General features: G+C 71.9%; 17 protein-coding genes. 10 read left to right on the forward strand and 7 right to left on the reverse strand.

Going from position 1 to position 17,659, the window contains the following annotated elements:
* Positions 1-2: 2 nt before the first annotated feature.
* Positions 3-959 carry a TIGR04222 domain-containing membrane protein gene (locus tag CLT71_RS13540; protein WP_101371424.1) on the forward strand — a complete coding sequence of 319 codons (957 nt, stop codon included), beginning with the start codon at positions 3-5 and terminating at the stop codon, positions 957-959.
* 94 nt (positions 960-1,053) lie between these two features.
* Here the strand turns inward: CLT71_RS13540 and CLT71_RS13545 are convergent, their stop codons facing one another.
* Positions 1,054-2,139, reverse strand: coding sequence for an epoxide hydrolase family protein (locus CLT71_RS13545; protein ID WP_101367416.1), 1,086 nt, complete (start codon positions 2,137-2,139; stop codon positions 1,054-1,056).
* Between the two features lie 151 nt (positions 2,140-2,290).
* Between CLT71_RS13545 and CLT71_RS13550 the strand changes: the two genes are divergently transcribed.
* On the forward strand, positions 2,291-2,761 hold the full coding sequence (locus CLT71_RS13550; protein ID WP_101371425.1) for a MarR family winged helix-turn-helix transcriptional regulator: 471 nt from the start codon (positions 2,291-2,293) through the stop codon (positions 2,759-2,761).
* Positions 2,762-3,044: 283 nt separating this feature from the next.
* On the opposite strand, the gene CLT71_RS13555 is transcribed toward CLT71_RS13550, so the two are convergent.
* Positions 3,045-5,084 carry a prolyl oligopeptidase family serine peptidase gene (locus CLT71_RS13555; protein ID WP_101367417.1) on the reverse strand — a complete coding sequence of 680 codons (2,040 nt, stop codon included), beginning with the start codon at positions 5,082-5,084 and terminating at the stop codon, positions 3,045-3,047.
* A 198-nt stretch (positions 5,085-5,282) separates the two neighbouring features.
* Between CLT71_RS13555 and CLT71_RS13560 the strand changes: the two genes are divergently transcribed.
* The gene (locus CLT71_RS13560; protein ID WP_158242228.1) at positions 5,283-7,070 is read left to right on the forward strand and encodes a copper resistance protein CopC/CopD; all 1,788 of its coding nucleotides are present in this window, start codon (positions 5,283-5,285) and stop codon (positions 7,068-7,070) included.
* 9 nt (positions 7,071-7,079) lie between these two features.
* Here the strand turns inward: CLT71_RS13560 and CLT71_RS13565 are convergent, their stop codons facing one another.
* Together CLT71_RS13565 and CLT71_RS13570 are read right to left on the reverse strand one after the other, a co-directional pair.
* On the reverse strand, positions 7,080-7,736 hold the full coding sequence (locus CLT71_RS13565) for a response regulator transcription factor (RefSeq protein ID WP_101367419.1): 657 nt from the start codon (positions 7,734-7,736) through the stop codon (positions 7,080-7,082).
* 2 nt (positions 7,737-7,738) lie between these two features.
* The gene (locus tag CLT71_RS13570) at positions 7,739-8,791 is read right to left on the reverse strand and encodes a sensor histidine kinase (RefSeq protein ID WP_486483251.1); all 1,053 of its coding nucleotides are present in this window, start codon (positions 8,789-8,791) and stop codon (positions 7,739-7,741) included.
* 282 nt (positions 8,792-9,073) lie between these two features.
* Between CLT71_RS13570 and CLT71_RS13575 the strand changes: the two genes are divergently transcribed.
* From CLT71_RS13575 to CLT71_RS13585, 3 genes are all read left to right on the forward strand, one after another.
* A complete protein-coding gene (locus tag CLT71_RS13575; RefSeq protein WP_101367421.1) occupies positions 9,074-9,346 on the forward strand; it encodes a cation:proton antiporter regulatory subunit in 273 nt (90 codons plus the stop codon).
* A gap of 153 nt (positions 9,347-9,499) precedes the next feature.
* Entirely contained in the window at positions 9,500-9,958 is a 459-nt protein-coding gene (locus CLT71_RS13580) for a CBS domain-containing protein (RefSeq protein ID WP_101367422.1), read from the forward strand.
* 88 nt (positions 9,959-10,046) lie between these two features.
* Positions 10,047-11,333, forward strand: a complete 1,287-nt coding sequence (locus CLT71_RS13585) for an ArsB/NhaD family transporter (protein WP_101367423.1) — start codon at positions 10,047-10,049, stop codon at positions 11,331-11,333.
* A gap of 108 nt (positions 11,334-11,441) precedes the next feature.
* On the opposite strand, the gene CLT71_RS13590 is transcribed toward CLT71_RS13585, so the two are convergent.
* Positions 11,442-12,071, reverse strand: coding sequence for an MBL fold metallo-hydrolase (locus tag CLT71_RS13590; protein ID WP_101367424.1), 630 nt, complete (start codon positions 12,069-12,071; stop codon positions 11,442-11,444).
* Positions 12,071-13,159, reverse strand: a complete 1,089-nt coding sequence (locus tag CLT71_RS13595; RefSeq protein ID WP_101367425.1) for an S-(hydroxymethyl)mycothiol dehydrogenase — start codon at positions 13,157-13,159, stop codon at positions 12,071-12,073. The genes CLT71_RS13590 and CLT71_RS13595 overlap by 1 nt, the downstream gene beginning before the upstream one ends.
* 382 nt (positions 13,160-13,541) lie before the next feature.
* Here CLT71_RS13595 and CLT71_RS13600 point away from each other — a divergent pair, with 382 nt between their 5' ends.
* The 4 genes from CLT71_RS13600 (at position 13,542) to CLT71_RS13615 (ending at position 16,839) form a co-directional block, all read left to right on the forward strand.
* Complete coding sequence (locus CLT71_RS13600) at positions 13,542-14,237, forward strand: C39 family peptidase (RefSeq protein WP_101367426.1); 696 nt, start codon at positions 13,542-13,544, stop codon at positions 14,235-14,237.
* A 134-nt stretch (positions 14,238-14,371) separates the two neighbouring features.
* Positions 14,372-15,508 carry a sensor histidine kinase gene (locus CLT71_RS13605; protein WP_486483252.1) on the forward strand — a complete coding sequence of 379 codons (1,137 nt, stop codon included), beginning with the start codon at positions 14,372-14,374 and terminating at the stop codon, positions 15,506-15,508.
* Entirely contained in the window at positions 15,505-16,161 is a 657-nt protein-coding gene (locus CLT71_RS13610) for a response regulator transcription factor (protein ID WP_101367428.1), read from the forward strand. Before CLT71_RS13605 ends, CLT71_RS13610 begins: the two co-directional genes overlap by 4 nt.
* A 57-nt stretch (positions 16,162-16,218) precedes the next feature.
* A complete protein-coding gene (locus tag CLT71_RS13615) occupies positions 16,219-16,839 on the forward strand; it encodes a hypothetical protein (protein WP_199187592.1) in 621 nt (206 codons plus the stop codon).
* Here CLT71_RS13615 and CLT71_RS13620 read toward each other — a convergent pair.
* Positions 16,826-17,629 (reverse strand): MBL fold metallo-hydrolase, encoded by an 804-nt coding sequence (locus CLT71_RS13620; protein WP_486483253.1) that lies wholly within the window; start codon positions 17,627-17,629, stop codon positions 16,826-16,828. The two genes, CLT71_RS13615 and CLT71_RS13620, sit on opposite strands and share 14 nt — an antisense overlap.
* Between the last annotated feature and the right edge of the window lie 30 nt (positions 17,630-17,659).

A 17,659-nucleotide genomic window follows, 5' to 3' on the forward strand; every position in this document is an offset into this window, starting at 1 on the left:
CCATGACTCTTGATCCGAGCAACGTGACCTGGGGAATCAGCGCGTCGGGCTTCCTCGCGGGCTATCTGCTCCTGGCGGTGGTGGTCGTCGGTTACGCCGCCGTACGGCGCCGGCAGATCCTCGCCGGGCCGGAGAGCGTACGCACCTCGACGCTCAGCGCCGACCAGGTCGGTTACCTCAACGGCGGCGAGCGGCTGGCCATCTACACGGCCCTGGCCGGGTTGCGCCACGCCGGTGCGATCGCGATCGGTCCCGCTCCGGACCGGTACCTGGAACTCGCCGGAGACCGGCCGGTCGGGGCGAGCGGTCTGGAGGCTGCGGTCCACCGCTTCGCGGGGCAGCGCCGCCGCCCACAGGAGCTGATCTGGGACTCCGGTGTGTCGATGGAGCTGTCCCGACTGCGTACCGGGCTGGAGAGGGCCGGACTGATTCCGGGCGACGAGGTTCGGCGTGCGCTTCGCACTCCGATCTTCCTCCTCGCCGGGGTGCTGCTGCTCGGCGTACTCCGGTTGCTCGCCGTGCCCTCGACCGGCGAGCCCCGGCTGCCGCTGATACTCGCCCTGGGCGGGCTGGGCGTCACCACCATGCTGCTCGGGCGCCGGCCGCCGACGCGGACCCGGGCCGGCAACTGGGCGCTGCACAGCCTGCGCACCGGAAACGCGCACCTGGCACCGGGCCAGCAGCCGGCCTGGAACACCTACGGTCCGACCGGCGCGGCGATGTCGGTCGCGCTCTTCGGCCCGGCGGCGTTCTGGGCGGCGGATCCCGAGTTCGCCGCCGAGGCCGGGATCCAGCAGCGACTGAATGCCGTCTCCAGCACGGGATCGGGCGGCGACTCGGGGAGCAGCAGCGGCGACTTCGCCTGCAGCGTCGGCGGGTACGGCTCGGACAGCAGTGGCGGGGGCGGAAGTAGTTGCGGTGGGGGCGGGGGCGGCTGCGGGGGCGGCGGCGGCAGCTGAGCGCACGCCGCCGGCCGGGCCGGCCGGTGGCCGGGCGTGGGGGCCCGGCCACCGGTCGGCGTTGTTGCACCGCAGTGGGCCGCCCGCCGACGTCTCAGCGCAGGCCCCAGAAGAACGCCCGGATGTCGTCGACCAGGAGTTCCGGCACCTCCAGGGCGGCGAAGTGGCCACCCCGGTCGTACTCGGACCACCGGACGACGGGGTAGGCCCGCTCCGCGAGGCTGCGGATCGACCGGGTGATGTCGTGCGCGAAGACCGCCACCCCGACCGGCACCGGGCAGCGCTGCGGCCCGATCCGACTCTCCCGGTGCAGCCGGGCCGACGAGCCGGCGGTGCCGGTGAGCCAGTAGAACATCACGTTGGTGAGCAGCCGGTCCACCGGGATCGTCGAGGCGGGATCGGTCCACTCGGTGAACTTCTCGGCGATCCAGGCGAGCTGCCCGACCGGAGAGTCGATCAACGCGTACGCCGGAGTCTGGGGGCGGGTGCTCTGCAACACCATGTAACCGGGGCGTTGGGCCACGTACTGCCGGATCCGGGCCAGCCGCTCCCGGTCCGACTCGGACAGTTCGGCCTCACCGGTCCAGCCGGGCGGCGGTGGCGTGGGCAGGTACGTGAGGTGCACCCCGACGACGTTCTCCGGGGCGTACTCGCCGAGGGCGCGGGAGATGCTCGACCCCCAGTCGCCGCCATGTGCGCCGTACCGCCGGTAGCCGAGCCGGCGCATCAGCTCGGCCCAGGCACGGGCGACCCGGTGCACGTCCCAGCCGCGCTCCCGGGTCGGGCCGGAGAAGCCGTAGCCGGGGATGGCGGGTACGACGAGGTGGAAGTCCTCGGCGAGTGGCCCGAGCACGTCGAGGAACTCGACCACCGATCCCGGCCAGCCGTGCGTGAGCAGCAGCGGCAGCGCGTCCGGGTCAGCGGCGCGCAGGTGCAGGAAGTGCACGTTCTGCCCGTCGATCTCGGTGGTGTACTGCGGCAGCTCGTTGAGTGCGGCCTCCTCCCGCCGCCAGTCGTAACCGGTACGCCAGTGGTCGGCGAGTTCGCGTACCCGTTCGACCGGGATGCCGTAGTCCCAGCCGGCGCCGGGCAACTGGTCCGGCCATCTGGTCCGGCGCAGCCGCTCGGCCAGGTCGGTCAGGTCGGCCTCCGGGATCTCGATCCGGAATGGCTTGATCATGTGTCGTCCTCCCCCGACGCCCGGGCGTCCCGACCTCGGCCGGACACTCCGGGATATCATTAGTGCGACTAACGTTTGGAGCACTAACGATCGTACGCCCAATCGACCCGAACCGTTAGTCCACCAAACGACTTTTGTTAGGGTGCTCACCGTGGAGAGCCCAACCGGAGACAGTCCGCCCGCCCGGCTGGCCAGCCTGCCGAGCTGGCTGCTGGCCCAGAGCGCCCGGCACGCGCACCGGCTGGTCACCGAAGGCTTCGCGGAGACCGGCTCCCGGGGCTACCACTACCGGCTGCTGCTCACCCTGGACGAGGTCGGCCCGACCAGCCAGGCCGACCTGGGCCGGCGCAGCGGCATCCACCTCAGCGACGTGGTGGCGGCGGTGAACGACCTCGCCGACCGGCAACTGGTCGAACGCTCCCCCGACCCGACCGACCGGCGGCGCAACGTCATCACCCTCACCCCGGCCGGCCGGCGCCAGCTCCGCCGGCTCGACCAGCGGCTGACCCGGATCCAGGACGAGCTGCTCGCCCCGCTCAGCCCGGACGAGCGCGACCGGTTGACCCGCCTGCTGGCCCGGCTGGTCGAACACCACGGCGGCACCCCGGCCACCGGCGACTGAACCGAACACGCCTCTCGCCACCGGCCGACCCGGTCGCCAGCGGCCGGACGCGGTGGCCGGGGACAGCACGGGCGGCAGAGAGCACACCGGCCGACGCGGTCGCCAGCGGCCGAGTGAGTCGGGCGGGCCGGAAGGCGGTTCAGCGCGCCCGGCCGGGATGCGGTTCAGCGCGGCGGGGCGGCGGGGCGGGGCGGGGCGGCGCGGCGCGGCGCGGCGGGGCGGCGGGGCGGGGCGGGGCGGCGCGGCGGGGCGGCGGGTCAGCACGGCGGGCCGGGAGGCGGGGTCAGCGTGGCGCGTCGGTCAGCCTGCGCCAGAGGAAGCGCAGCATCAGTGCCCACTTGAACGCCAGTTGCGCGTTGTCGGCGGCGGCGCCGTGCCCGCCCTCGACGTTCTCGTAGTAGGAGACGTCGTAGCCGTAGCTGCGCATCCGGGCCGCCATCTTGCGGGCGTGCCCCGGATGCACCCGGTCGTCCCGGGACGACGTGACGAAGAGGACCGGCGGATACCGCCGCCCCGGCCGGACGTTCTGGTAGGGCGAGTACTCGCGCAGGAACGCCCAGTCCGCCTCGTCGTCCGGGTCGCCGTACTCGGCCATCCAGGAGGCGCCGGCCAGCAGCAGGTGGTAGCGACGCATGTCGAGCAACGGCACCCGGGCCGCCACCGCGCCGAACAGCTCCGGGTACCGGGTCAGCATCACGCCCATCAGCAGCCCGCCGTTGCTGCCGCCCTCGATGCCGAGCCGGGTCGGCACGGTGATGCCCCGGTCGACCAGATCGGTCGCCACGGCGGCGAAGTCCTCGTACGCCCGCAGCCGGTTCTCCCGAAGCGCCGCCCGGTGCCAGCGCGGGCCGTACTCGCCACCGCCCCGGATGTTGGCGACCACGTACCTGCCACCCCTGGCCAGCCAGCCCCGGCCGATGATCCCGCTGTAACTGGGCGTCCAGGCCAACTCGAAGCCGCCGTACCCGGTCAGCAGGGTCGGCCCGCTCGGCTCCCCGGCCGGCTCGACCAGGAAGTACGGCACCCGGGTCCCGTCGGCGGATCGGGCGTGCAACTGCCGGACAGTCATCCCGGCCGGGTCGAAGAAGGCCGGGTCCCGCTTCAGCGTCTCGACCGACCCGTCGACAGTGCCGTAGTGCAGCGCGGTCGGTGCCAGGAAACCGGTGCTGGCCAGCAGGTATTCGTCGCTCTGCTCCGGGTTGGTGTCGACTATCACGACGTGCCGCTCGTCGGCGGCACCGGCGCTGTCCAGCAGGGGGCGCCGCCGCCAGCCGTCCTCGCCCGGGGTGAGGATCTCGGTCCGGCTCCGCACGTCGACCAGGGTGTTCAGGATCAGGTGTCCCCGGGTCCAGGCGTGCCGGCCGGGTGCGCTGCGCGGGCCGGGCGCGAAGACGACGGTCAGGTCGCGCTCACCGGCGAGGAACCGGTCCAGCCGGGTGACCAGAATCGTTCCGGCGGCGTACGTCCGGTCGGCCACCGTCCAGCCCGAGCGGAGCGTGATCAGCAGCCACTCCCGGTGTACGTCGGTTCCGGCGTCCTCCGGCACGTCGATCCGGACCAGTTCGCCGTCGGCGGTACGCAGGAACTCCTCCCGACGGAAGAAGTCCAGCCGGCGGCCGAGGAAGTCGCGTACGAAGCCGGGGGTGGGATCGTGCACCGCGTACACCGAGACGTCCTCGTCCCGGCCCTGGTGCACGACGGTGGCCTCGGCCAGTGGCGTACCCCGGCGCCAGCGCTTGACGATCCGGGGATAGCCGGAGGCGGTCAGCGACCCGGGACCGAAGTCGGTGCCGACGTAGATGTGGTCGGCGTCGATCCAGCCGACGTCGGTCTTCGCCTCGGGCAGGCGGAAGCCGTCGGGTACGAACGCCCGGGTCGTCAGGTCGAACTCGCGGACCACGCTGGCGTCCGAGCCGCCCCGGGCCAGCCGGACCAGGCAGCGCTGGTACCCGGGCCGCGCCACGATCGCGCCCTGCCAGGTCCACGGCTCGCCCTCGGCCGCGGCCAGCGCGTCGATGTCGAGCAGCACATCCCAGCCCGGCTCCGCCCGGCGGTACTCCTCCAGGGTGGTACGCCGCCACAACCCCCGGGGATGGGTCTCGTCCTTCCACAGGTTGTAGAGGTAGGTTCCGTCCCAATGCACGAACGGCACCCGGTCGGCGGCGTCCAGCACCTGCCGCAGTTCGGCCTCCAGAGCGGCGAATCCGGGGTCGTCGGCCAGCGCGTCACGGGTCTCCGCGTTGCGGGCGCGGAGCCAGTCGGTCACCTCGGGGCCGGAGAGCGCCTCCAGCCAGCGGAATTCGTCGTCGAGATCCGGGGACACGCAGGGTTCCTACCACAGGAGATGAACGAAGTTTCCACTCAGTCAGATGGCGGATTGAACTTCCCGGCGCCGAAAAACGATCTAACTGAGGTGGGACGTTCTCGACTGCAACCCGCACCGCCGCCGCTGAGGTGTAAGGAAGGGCCCCCGCTACAACAGAAAACGATAAGAAGGGGCCCTTCCTTACACCTCAGCGCCGTGCTGGCGGTGCTGCTGCTCGGTGCGGTGACGGTGCTGTTCGGCCCGGCAGGGCCGGCGGCGGCGCACGCCGCGGTGGTCGGCACGGTGCCGCAGCAGCAGTCCGTGCTCGGCTTCTCCCCCACCGAGGTCACGATCACCTTCAGCGAACCGGTGGCTCTGGTCCCGGGCCGGGCCCAGGTGCTGGCACCGGACGGCAAGCGGATCAACGACGGGGAGGCAAGCGTCCGGGACGCCACGTTGCGGATCCCGATCCGGGTCGCCGACCGGCCGCTCGGCAGCTACCTGGTCAGCTACCGGGTGATCTCCGCCGACAGCCATCCGGTCGCCGGGAGCTACACCTTCGCGGTCGGTGCCGCCTCGGCCACCCCGCCGGAGCCGACCACCGAGACGGTACGCCCCGACGTCCGGATCGCGATGCCGGTGACCAGATACCTCGGGTACGCCGGCCTGGTCCTGCTGGTCGGCCCGGCGCTGCTGCTCGGGCTGCTCTGGCCGCGCCGGTTGCCCCGCCGTGGCGCCGTACGGCTGGTCCGGGCCGGTGTGGCGCTGGTCGCGGCCGGCACCCTGACCGGGTTCTGGGCGCAGGCTCCCTACGCCAGCGGGGCCGGGCTGTTCGACGTCTCCGGCACCGAACTGTGGCAGCTGCTCGGCTCGGACTTCGGGCTGGCGCTCGCCGCCAGGCTGGGCATCCTGGCGTTGGTCGCCGCCCTGCTGCCGCCGGTGCTGGCCGGTCGGGCCGGTCGGATCCGGGTCGGGCTGCTGATCGCACTCGGGTTGGCCGGGCTGGCGACCTGGCCGCTGGCCGGGCATGCCGCCGCCTCGCCGACCCCGCTGGCCAGCGGCATCGCCGCCGTCGTACACCTGGCCGCGATGTCGGTATGGCTCGGCGGGCTGGTGACGCTGGCCTGCTTCCCGCTGCGCACCGCCCATCCCCGGGTGCTGGCGGTCGTCACGCCGGTCTGGTCGCGCTGGGCCGGCATCGCGGTGCTCTGGCTGGTCGCCGGTGGGGTGGTGCAGGCGGTGATCGAGGTCGGCGCACCGGGAGCCCTTCTCGGCACCGGCTACGGACGGCTGGTACTGGCCAAGGTGGCGCTGCTGGCGCTGCTGCTCGGCGTCGCCTGGTACGCCCGCCGCCTGGTCCACCGCCGCCTGGTCCACCGTCGCGTGGTCCACGGTCGCCTGACCGCCGGGCCGGCCACCGCGACCGCCGGGACAACGCCTACCGAGGCAACGCCCGCCGAGACAACGGTCGCCGAGGCAACACCTGCCGAGGCAACGCCCGCCGGAACAGCGGCCGCCGGGACAGCGGTCGCCGGGACAGCGGTCGCCGGGCGGCGACGGTTGCGCCGGGCGGTCGGCCTGGAGGTGCTGGTCGGGTTGGTCGTGCTCGGGATCAGTGCGGTGCTGGTGCAGACCACCCCCGGGCGCAACGCCCGGCTGGAGGCCGGGATCGCCGCCTCGGACACCTTCGCCCAGACGCTCACCTCGCCGATCTACACCCTCCAGTTCGACGTCTATCCGGTGCAGCTGGGGCCGAACAACACGGTGCACGCGTACGTCTACACCCCGGACGGCAAGCCGCTGCCGGCGGTGGAGTGGACACTTACCGCCGCGCTGCCGGCGCAGGGTGTCGAACCGACCGACACCCCGATGCTGGGCGTCGCGCCGCACCACGCCGTCGGGGCGGTGAGCTTCCCGATCCCCGGCGACTGGGAGCTGCGGTTCACCGTACGCACCTCGGAGATCGACCAGGCGACGGTGCGGACAGTCGTACGGGTGCACTGAGGCGCCAGGTCAGGGCTCGACCAGGCCGGCCCGGATGGCGTACCGGGTGAGGTCTATCCGGTCCCGCATGCCGAGTTTGGCCAGGATGTTGGCGCGGTGCCGGTCCACCGTCTTCACGCTGATCACCAGCGCCTCGGCGATCTCCTTCGCGGAGTTGCCCTCGGCGATCAGCTTTATGATCTCCTCCTCCCGGGGCGTCAGTATGCTCTCCGGCAGCCTCTCGCCCTCCCGGGCGCGGTGCAGGTAGTCCCTGATCAGCGCGGTGATCGCGCCGGGATAGAGAAACGGCTCGCCACGCATCGCCGCCCGGCACGCCTCCAGCAGGTCCCGGTCGGCGACCGACTTGAGCACGTAACCGGAGGCTCCGGCCCGGAGGGCCTCGAAGAAGTACTGCTCGTTGTCGTGCATCGAGAGCATCAGGATGCGTACCCCCGGTGCCCGCCGGGAGATCTCCCGGGCCGCCTGGAGGCCGGTCATCCTCGGCATGGCGATGTCCAGGATGACCAGGTCGATCTCGGTACGCCGGACCGCCTCCACCGCCTCCGCCCCGTCGGCCGCCTCGGCGACCACCCGCAGGTCGGGTTCGGCGTCGAGGATCAGCCGCAGTCCCCGCCGCACCAACGCGTGGTCGTCGGCCAGCAGGACCCGGGTCTCGGTCGCGGACATGCTCACGCCTCCCTCTCCGCCGAGTTGTCGGCGGGTACGGCCAGCCGGATCTCGGTACCGCTGCCAGGGTTGGCAGTGATGGTCAGCCGGGCCCCGATCAACAGTGCCCGCTCCCGCATCCCCCGGATGCCGGCACCCTCCTGGCGGATCTCGCCGAGGCCGTTGTCGACCACCCGCAGCACCACAGTGCCGGGCTCGGCCCGAAGCGACAACTCGACCCGGCTCGCTCTGGCGTGCCGGGCCACGTTGGTCAGGCTCTCCTGGGCGATCCGGTAGATCACCAACTCCTTCTCGGCGCTCAGCACCGGCAGGTCGGGGCTCGATCTGCGCACCACCGGCACACCGCTGATCTGGGAGAACTCCGTCGCCAGCGCGTTCATCGCGCTGATCAACCCAAGGTCCTCGAGTACGTCCGGTCGGAGTCGCCGGGCCACCCGTCCCACGTCGTCGAGGCTCTGCCGCAGCGTCTCCTGCACCGCGTGCAGCTCCTCGCACAGCTCGGCCGGGGCACGGTCCACCGCCCGTTTCAGCCCGAGCAGCACCACCGTGAGGCTCTGCCCGATCTCGTCGTGCAGCTCCCGGGCGATCCGCTGCCGCTCCCCCTCCTGGGCGGCGAGCGCGTGCGCGCTGCTGGCGCTGCGTTCCGCCTCCAGCCGGTCGAGCATCGCGTTGAAGGTCTCGATCAGGTTGGTCAGGTCGCCGTTGCCGGCGTCCTCCAGCCGGTCACCTGTGTGCAGCAGGTCGACCCGGCGCATCAGCGTGGTCAGCGCGTCGAGCGGGGCCAGGCTGGCCCGCAGCAGCAGGGCGTTCACCGCCAGGATCAGCGCCAACCCGATGATCAGCACCGGGATCTCGGTCAGCAGCACCGGCGAGGAGACGGTCGCCGGGGAGATCGCCAGCACCAGCGTGCCGACCGTGAAGACCAGGCCGTTGAGCAGGAACAGCCGGCGGAACAGCGCCTGGGCGGGCGCCCGGCGACCGGGACGGCCGGGAGTGCCCGCTCGTCCCGGGTTGTCCGGTCCGGGCCCGCCTGCTCGGGCAGCGGTGTTGGTCACCCTGCCAGCCTCGCCCGGGACCTGCCGGTTTGTCATCTGATCGGACACCCAACCCTGGGGCGGTGAACTGGTGAACCCCCCGCCCACCTGCATGTTCCGCCCCGGTGGAGATGGGTGACGCACCCAATGGTCGGTGGGCCCGCCTTCGCGAAGGCTTGACACCGGAACCGGCGGCCAACCCGAGACCGAGACCGGAACCGGCATCCGAGCCGTGCGAACGAGCCCGACCACGGCCGGCGTACGGACGCGCCGCCCCGCCGCCCCTACCCGAGCGAGGCCACAGTGGATATCACCCGAACCACAGTTCCCGGCATCGGCGTCGTACACCACTTCCTGACCCGGGGCGGGCAGCGGTTCGGCATACTGCTCGACCAGGCCGGCGTACGGTCGCTGCTGATCTACGGGCGGGACGACCCGGACGTTCCGGTGGATCGGATCACGCTGGAACACGACGAGGCCGACCAGATCGCCGAGGTACTGCACAGCGCTCCGATCGCTGACCGGCTGGCCAACCTGGAGCGCCGTCTCGCCGAACTGCACGGCGGAACCGCGTGATCGCGGTACGCACACGCGGCCGCCTCGCCGGCCAGGCCCCCTCCCAGCGGAAGAACCCGTCGTCACCGGGAGGCTATGTTGTCGAACAACCCCTCAAGCCCTACCGTTGCGGCGCGACGGCCAATGCCGGCCCGTGCCCAGGGAGATGGTGGAATGCAGGCGCAGCAGATCGCCGCGGTGGTACCGACGGTGACCGTCCGAGACTCGGTGGCCCGGGCGGTCCGGCTGATGGCAATCCGCCGGCTGCCGGGCATGATCGTGGTGGACGACCGGGGCCGGCCGAAGACGGTGCTCCCCGGCACCCAGGTGCTCCGGATGGCGGTGCCGAGGGCCTACCGGGAGGACCGGCTGCTGGCTCGGACCATCGACGAGGCCCGCGCCGACCTCTTCTGGGAGGAACTGGACAACCTGACCGTTGGCGACTGCCTGTTCCGGGAACCGGACCGGGTGACGACCGTCGGCCTGGACGGAACGCTGCTGGAGGTCGCCGCGCTGATGGCTCGTCAGCGCAGCCCGCTGGTGGCGGTGGTCGACGGCGCCGGGGTGCTGGTCGGGGCGATCACGCTGGACCGGGTGCTCGCCGAGTTCGCGGTGGCGGACTCCGACAGCTGATCCCGGCGCGGCCGGCCGCCGCGCGTCGTGCGGCGGCCGGCCATCCCGGCAGCACGCCGCCGGGTGACATCCCAGCGGAGTACACCCGATGAGCGCCGTAGCCGCGCTCGTCATCTTCGTGGTGGCGTTCTTCTTCATCGCCACGGAGAAGGTGGACAAGGTCAAGGTGGTGCTGGTCGCCGCCGCCGCCATGGTGGTGTTCGGCTTCGCGCCCGGCGCCGACGTCTTCTTCTCGGAGCACGAGGGGATCGACTGGAAGGTCATCTTCCTGCTACTCGGGATGATGATCATCGTCGGAGTGCTGAAACAGACAGGCCTCTTCGACTATCTGGCGATCTGGGCCGCGAAGAAGTCGTCCGGTCGGCCGTACCGGCTGATGGTGATGCTGATGCTGATCACCGCCATCGCCTCGCCCTTCCTGGACAACGTCACGACGATCATGCTGGTCGCCCCGGTCACGGTGGTGGTCTGCAACCGGCTGCACATTCCGGCCCAGCCGTACCTGATCGCCGAGATCCTGGCCTCCAACATCGGTGGCGCCGCGACCCTGATCGGCGACCCGCCCAACATCATCATCGCCAGCCGGGCCGGGCTGACCTTCACCGACTTCCTGGTGCACATGGCGCCGGCGGTCATAGTGATCTTCGCGGTCTTCGTGCTCTTCACCCGGGTGCTGTTCCGCAAGTCGTTCAAGTACAACCCGGAGCACGTCGAGGCCGTGCTGGCGTTGCAGGAGCGACGGGCGATCACCGACGTACGGCTGCTGGTCCGCTGTCTCGTGGTGCTCGGCCTGGTGGTGATCGCCTTCGGGCTGCACTCGGTGCTGCACGTCGACCCGTCGATCGTGGCGATGATCGGCGCCGGGGTGATGCTCGTGGTGTCCAGGCTGGACGTCTCCGACGTGCTCAGCGAGGTCGAGTGGCCCACCCTGGTCTTCTTCATGGGTCTGTTCGTGATGGTCGCCGGGCTGGTGCACACCGGCGTGATCACCACCTTCGGCGAGTGGGTGATCGCGCAGGTGGACGGCAACTTCTTCGGGGCCGCGACCGCGCTGCTCTTCGGCTCGGCGGTGCTCGGGGCGTTCTTCGACAACATCCCCTACACCGCCACCATGGCCCCGGTGGTCGACGGCCTGGTGGCCGAGGCGCCCGACCCGAACACCGGTCAGGCACTCTGGTGGGCCTTCGCCTTCGGTGCCGACTTCAGCGGCAACGGCACCGCGGTCGCCGCCAGCGCCAACGTGGTGGCGATCGGCATCGCCGCCCGGACCGGTCACCGGATCTCGTTCTGGCAGTTCACCCGCTACGGGATCATCGTGACGATCATGAGTACCGTGCTCGCCTGGATCTACATCTGGCTGCGGTACTTCATGTGAGGCCGGCCCGGCACCGGAGCGATTCGCCCGGTGCCGGGCCAATCGTCCGGGGCGTCGAGGAGGAAGCCCTGCCCCTCGGCGCCCCGGGCCCATTTCGCAGGACGCCGGTCAGTGCCCCCGGGCCAGCCACTCGTCCAGGTGCGGCGCCTCGTCGCCGATGGTGGTACTCGCACCGTGCCCGGTGTGCACCACCGTCTCCGGCGGCAGGCTCAACAGCCGTTGCCTGATCGACTCGACGATCGTGCCGAAGTCGCTGTACGAGCGCCCGGTCGCCCCCGGGCCGCCCTGGAACAGGGTGTCACCGGTGAAGACCGCCCCGAGCGACGGCACGTACAGCGAGCAGGCCCCCGGACTGTGCCCGGGAGTGTGCCGGACCTCCAGCGTGGTACCGGCCACCTCGATCGACTGCCCGTCGGCCAGCTCCCCGCCCGGCGGTACCTCCGGGTGCACCATGTCCCAGAGCACCCGGTCGGCCGGATGCAGCAGCACCTGGGCACCGGTCGCCTCGGCCAGCTCCGGCGCGACGCGTACGTGGTCGTCGTGCGCGTGCGTGGCCACGATCGCGCGTACCCGCCGGCCACCGACCGCGGCCAGGATCGCGTCCACGTCGTGCGGGGCGTCGATCACCACGCACTCGGCGTCGTCGCCGACCACCCAGACGTTGTTCTCCACGTCGAAGGTCTGGCCGTCCAAGGAGAACGTGCCCGAGGTGACCGCGTGGTCGATGCGAGCCGCCATCAGAAGATCACCACGGACCGCAGTACGTCGCCGTGGTGCATCTTTCCGAACGCGTCCTCCACCTGGTCGAGGGCGATCTCCTCGGTGACGAAGGCGTCCAGGTCCAGCCGGCCCTGGAGGTAGAGCGAGGTCAGCATCGGGAAGTCCCGGTCCGGCAGGCAGTCGCCGTACCAGCTCGACTTGAGCGCGCCGCCCCGGCCAAAGACGTCGATCAACGGCAGGTCGGGCACCTTCATCTCCGGGGTGGGTACCCCGACCAGCACGACGGTGCCGGCCAGGTCGCGGGCGTAGAACGCCTGCTTCCAGGTCTCCGGGCGGCCTACCGCCTCGATCACCACGTCGGCGCCGAAGCCGCCGGTCAGTTCCCGGATCGCCTCCACCGGGTCGGTCTCGCGGGCGTTCACGGTGTGCGTCGCGCCGAAACCCCTGGCCCACTCCAGCTTCCGGGGATCGGTGTCGACCGCGATGATCGTGGTCGCGCCGGCCAGCGCCGCACCGGCCACCGCGCCGTCGCCGACGCCACCGCAGCCGATGACCGCCACCGAGTCGCCCCGGGTGACGCCGCCGGTGTTCACCGCCGCGCCGAGCCCGGCCATCACCCCGCAGCCGAGCAGCCCCACGGCGGCCGGCCGGGCCGCCGGATCGACCTTGGTGCACTGCCCGGCGTGCACCAGGGTCTTCTCCACGAACGCCCCGATGCCGAGCGCCGGGGAGAGTTCGGTGCCGTCGGTCAGAGTCATCTTCTGGCTGGCGTTGTGGGTGGCGAAGCAGTACCACGGCCTACCGCGCCGGCAGGCCCGGCAGTTGCCGCAGACGGCCCGCCAGTTGAGCACCACGAAGTCGCCCGGCTCGACGTCGGTCACCCCCGCACCGACCTGCTCCACGATGCCGGCGGCCTCGTGCCCGAGCAGGAACGGGAAGTCGTCGTTGATGCCACCCTCGCGGTAGTGCAGGTCGGTGTGGCAGACACCGCATGCCTGCACCCGGACGACCGCCTCGCCCGGACCGGGATCCGGTACGACGATCGTGGCCACCTCGACCGGTGCGCCCTTTGTCCTGGCGATGACCCCGCGTACTTCCTGGCTCACGCTACCTCCTCCACGATCTTCGCCCCCGATCCGCCGTAGCATGTCACGGCCTCCACCCTGCCCGACCCGGTCTCACCACGAACAGGACCACGGCCGGGAACATCTGCCCGAACGTCCCGTCTGACGGCCGGTGTCCGGTTTTTGGTCATGATCGGGTGGCTGGCGGGTCCGGATCGCGGAACACCGGGCCGGGGGCGGTCGTTATACCTGGCGCACGTCCGCAGTAGCGGTCCCCCGGCTGTGGGCGCGGTTGGCCGGCCTGCGGGAATGACGGGCCGCCGGCCCCGGTTACATCTCCCCGGCACCCCGGTAGCGGGCATGCCGTTCTTCTTCCCTTCGACACGTCCACCGTGTCGCACCCCCGGAATGGAAGGCGACCATCATGACTCACGTCAAGCGATGGCTACCGGCCATCACCGACACCCCGATGCGTAAGACCGCCCTGGGCATCGCCGGACTCGCCGTCGTCGGCGGCGCGTTCGCCGGCCCGGTGATCGCGATGGACAACCCCGGCACCGGCTCCCCGACCGCCGCGTCGGTGACCGCCGACATCAAGCAGATCGACAAGCGGGCCCCGTCGAAGGTCCTGGACTACCAGTACAAGGCGCAGGAGAACTTCTACTACTGCGCACCCGCCGCGACCCGGATCGCCCTGTCGGCACAGGGACACACCCCGTCGCAGGACGAGGTCGCCAAGCAACTCGGCACCACCGAGGCCGGCACCAACTCGGCCGAGGACACCACCCGGGTACTCAACTCCACCGGCGGTAAGGACTACCACACCGTCGCGATCCCGGACAGCACCGCCAAGCCCGAACAGATGGACCGACTCCAGGTCGACATCGTCAACGCGATCGACGCCAAGCGTCCGGTGGTGATGAACATCAAGGGCACCGCCACCGACACCGACGGCATGTCGCACTCCTACCCCGGCGGGCACTACCTGACCGTGGTCGGATACGACGACCACGGCCGCAAGGTCAAGATCGCCGACCCGGCCAACCCCAACCAGGGCGAGTACTGGATGAGCACCATCACCCTCGCCAACTGGGCCACCGAACGCGGCTACTCCGCATAACAACAACACAACACACACAGCACACGTGAGAGGGCCAACCCCACCCAGGGCTGGCCCTCTCACCATCTCCAGACGAGCGGGCCATACCGCGTTCGTGGTACGTCTCCGGGAGCCCGGCTTCGTAGAGTGGCCGGGTGAGGGAGGCAGCCGTGGCGGCAGCGACCCTCGGCGGCGGCCGGGGGCGGCGCTGGGCGGCGGACGCCGGGATCGCGGCGGCGGCCGGTTCCGTCACCGCGTACCGGATCGCGGTCGTGGCGGTGCTGCCGGGCGACCGGCCGCCAGACCTCTGGGCGTACGGCCTCGGCGCGGCAATGGCCGCCGCCCTGCTCGCCCGGCGACGCTTTCCGGCCGCGGTGCTGGCGGTGGTCGGCGGCCTGTTCCTGCTCTACCACGTCTCGCGCTATCCCGGCGGCGCACCGGCCGCCCCGGTCTGGGTCGCGCTCTACTCGGTAGCGGTGGCCCGGCGCCGCCGGCTCGGCCTGGTGCTGGCCGGACTCTTCATCCTGCTCGACGCGCAGGGCCGGATCATGGTGGCCGGGGTGGGGCCGCTGGACGCCACCCTGGACGGCTCGACAGTGGTGTTCGTGGCGGTACTGCTGCTCGGCGAGACGGTGCGGAGCCGACGGATCCGGCTCGAACTGCTCACCGCCGAGCGGGATCGCACGGCGCGACGGCGGGTGGTCGAGGAGCGGATCCGGATCGCCCGGGAACTGCACGACATCACCGCACACACCCTGGCGGTCGTCGGGGTGCAGGCCGGGGTGGCCGCCGACGTGCTCGACGACGACCCGGTGCAGGCGCGGGCGGCGTTGGAGGCGGTCCGGCGGGCCGCCCGGGAGGCGCTCACCGAACTGCGGGCGGCGGTCGGGGTACTCCGGGACGGGACCCGCCCGGTCGGACCGGAACCGCCGGCACCCGACCTGGACCGGCTGCACACCCTGGCCGAGTCGACCGGCGCGGTACTGCGGCATGACGGTACGCCGCGCCCGCTGCCCCGGGCGGTGGAGGCGACCGCGTACCGGATCGTGCAGGAGGCGGTGGCGAACGCGGTCCGGCACGCCGACGCCGACCGGATCGAGGTACGGCTCGGCTACCGCCGCGACGGGCTCGACCTCACCGTCTCCGACGACGGCCGGGGACCGACCGGACCACCCGGCAACGGCCTGCGCGGGATGGCGGAACGCGCCGCCGGGCTGGGCGGCTGGCTGCGTACCGGCCCGGCCGACGGTGGCGGCGGCGGTTTCCAGGTACGGGGGTGGCTGCCGGGATGACGATCCGTGTGTTGCTCGCCGACGACCAGACGCTGGTCCGGGCGGGCTTCCGGGTACTGCTGGAACGGGCACCGGAGATCGAGGTGGTCGCCGAGGCGGGCGACGGTGCCGAGGCGATCGCGCTGACCCGGGCGCACCGGCCGGACGTGGTGCTGATGGACATCCGGATGCCGGGCACCGACGGGCTGACCGCGACCCGGCGGATCCTCGCCGACGACCGGCTGCCCGAGGTTCGGGTCGTCGTACTCACCACCTTCGAACTCGACGAGTACGTCTACGCGGCGCTGCACGCCGGGGCGAGCGGGTTCCTGCTGAAGAACCTGGAGCCGGACGAGTTGCGCCGGGCGGTCCGGGTGGTGGCGGCCGGCGACGCGCTGCTGGCTCCGGAGGTGACCCGCCGGCTGATCGCCGCCTACGCCGACGGTCCGGCGGTACCCGGGCTGCACACGCTGACCGCCCGGGAACGCGAGGTGGTGGCGCTGGTCGCGGACGGGCTCTCCAACGCGGAGGTGGGCGTACGGCTGGGAATGAGTACGGCCACCGCCAAGACGCACGCGAACCGGGCGATGGCCAAGCTCGGCGCCCGGGACCGGGCCCAACTCGTGGTCTTCGCCTACCGCAGCGGGCTCGCCGGGATACGACGGACGCGGTAGCCGGGCGGTGCCGTCGAGCGGATCCGGCGGCCGCCCGCCGTTCGTAGCGTTCCCGGCATGTTTCTCCTACTCGGACCGTTGCTGAATTTCGTCTCCGGCTTCTTCTGGGAGCCGGACTCACAGGGCATCACCGGCGGTACCCTCGCCGCGCTCGCCTGTGCCTGCTGGCTCGTCGGCCTGATCGGCCTCTACGACCTGCTCCGCACCGCCGCGCCCCGCTACGTGGCGGTGGCGATGCCGGTGACCGTCTTCGCGGCCGTCGGCGGGGTGGCGTTCGGGGTGCAGAGCATCCACGAGGGACTCTTCGACGCCTCGCACGCCAGCACCATCGAGCTGCTCGACCAGCATCCGTTCGCCGCCTGGTCGCTCTACTGGGTCGCCGGTCCGCTCTTCCCGCTCGCCCTGTTCGGGCTGGGGGTGGCGCTGCTGAGGCTGCGCGCGGCACCGGTGCCGGTCGGCGTACTCCTCTGCCTGGGCGCGCTGGCGTTCCCGCTCAGCCGGATCACCCGGGAGGCGACGATCGCGCACCTGGCCGACCTGCTCCTGCTGCTGCCCTTCCTCTACCTCGGAGTACGCGAACTGACCGGGCGCGACCGCCGGGAGGCTGCGAGGGACCAGCCGGAAGCCGGGAAGGACCGTCCGGAAGCCGCGGCGGGGCAGGCGTTCAGCCCGAGATGAGTTGCCGGGCGTCGGCCAGGGTCGTCGGCTCGCCGTGGCTGTCGACGTACCACTCGTGGTCGTCGTCGAGCAGGTCGCGCAGCATCGCCAGGTCGGGGCCGTCGTCGGGGCCGCGCAGGTGCGCCGGTGGCGGATAGAAGCAGTCGCCGAGCAGCGCGACCCGGGCGTCCGGGACGTACACCACTGTCGAGTCGGGGGCGTGCGCGCCGCCGACGTGCCGCAGCCGTACCCCGGTCGGCAGGATCAGCTCGTCGTCGAAGGTGCGGGTCGGCGGCAGGATCGTGAAGTCGGCCCAGTCGTCCATGGCCAGTGCCCGGGCCCGGAAGCTGGGGCCGAGTCGCGGGTTCGCGCGTACCTGCTCGCGCAGGTAGCGGTGGCTCCACGGCCGGGTTGCCTCATGCCGGAGCAGCTCCCGCCCGGTCACGTGGCCGACGATCTCCACCCCGGGCCAGGCGCAGGCACCCCAGACGTGGTCCCAGTGGTGGTGGGTGTAGACCAGCCACCTGGCCGGGGGCAGCCCGGCGGCCCGCATCGCCGCCTGGACCGCCCGGGCCTGCCCGGGGCTGTGCCCGGCGTCGACGACGACGCTGCCCCGCTCGTCGGCGACGACCGCCACCGTGGCCTGGACGTTCTCCGGGTCCGGGTCGCCGGGCGAGATCCAGACCCGGCCGGCGAGTTGCCGGATGCTGCTGCCGTCGTCGCTGGTGCCGTCGTCGCTGGTGCTGCCGTCGATGATCGGGTCACCTCCGGGGGCGAGGTCCGGGGGCGGACCGGGTGGCTTGGCCCACACCCTATCCGCGTCCCGCTGCGGCCGGGGATA

This window comes from Plantactinospora sp. CNZ320, assembly GCF_002846275.1.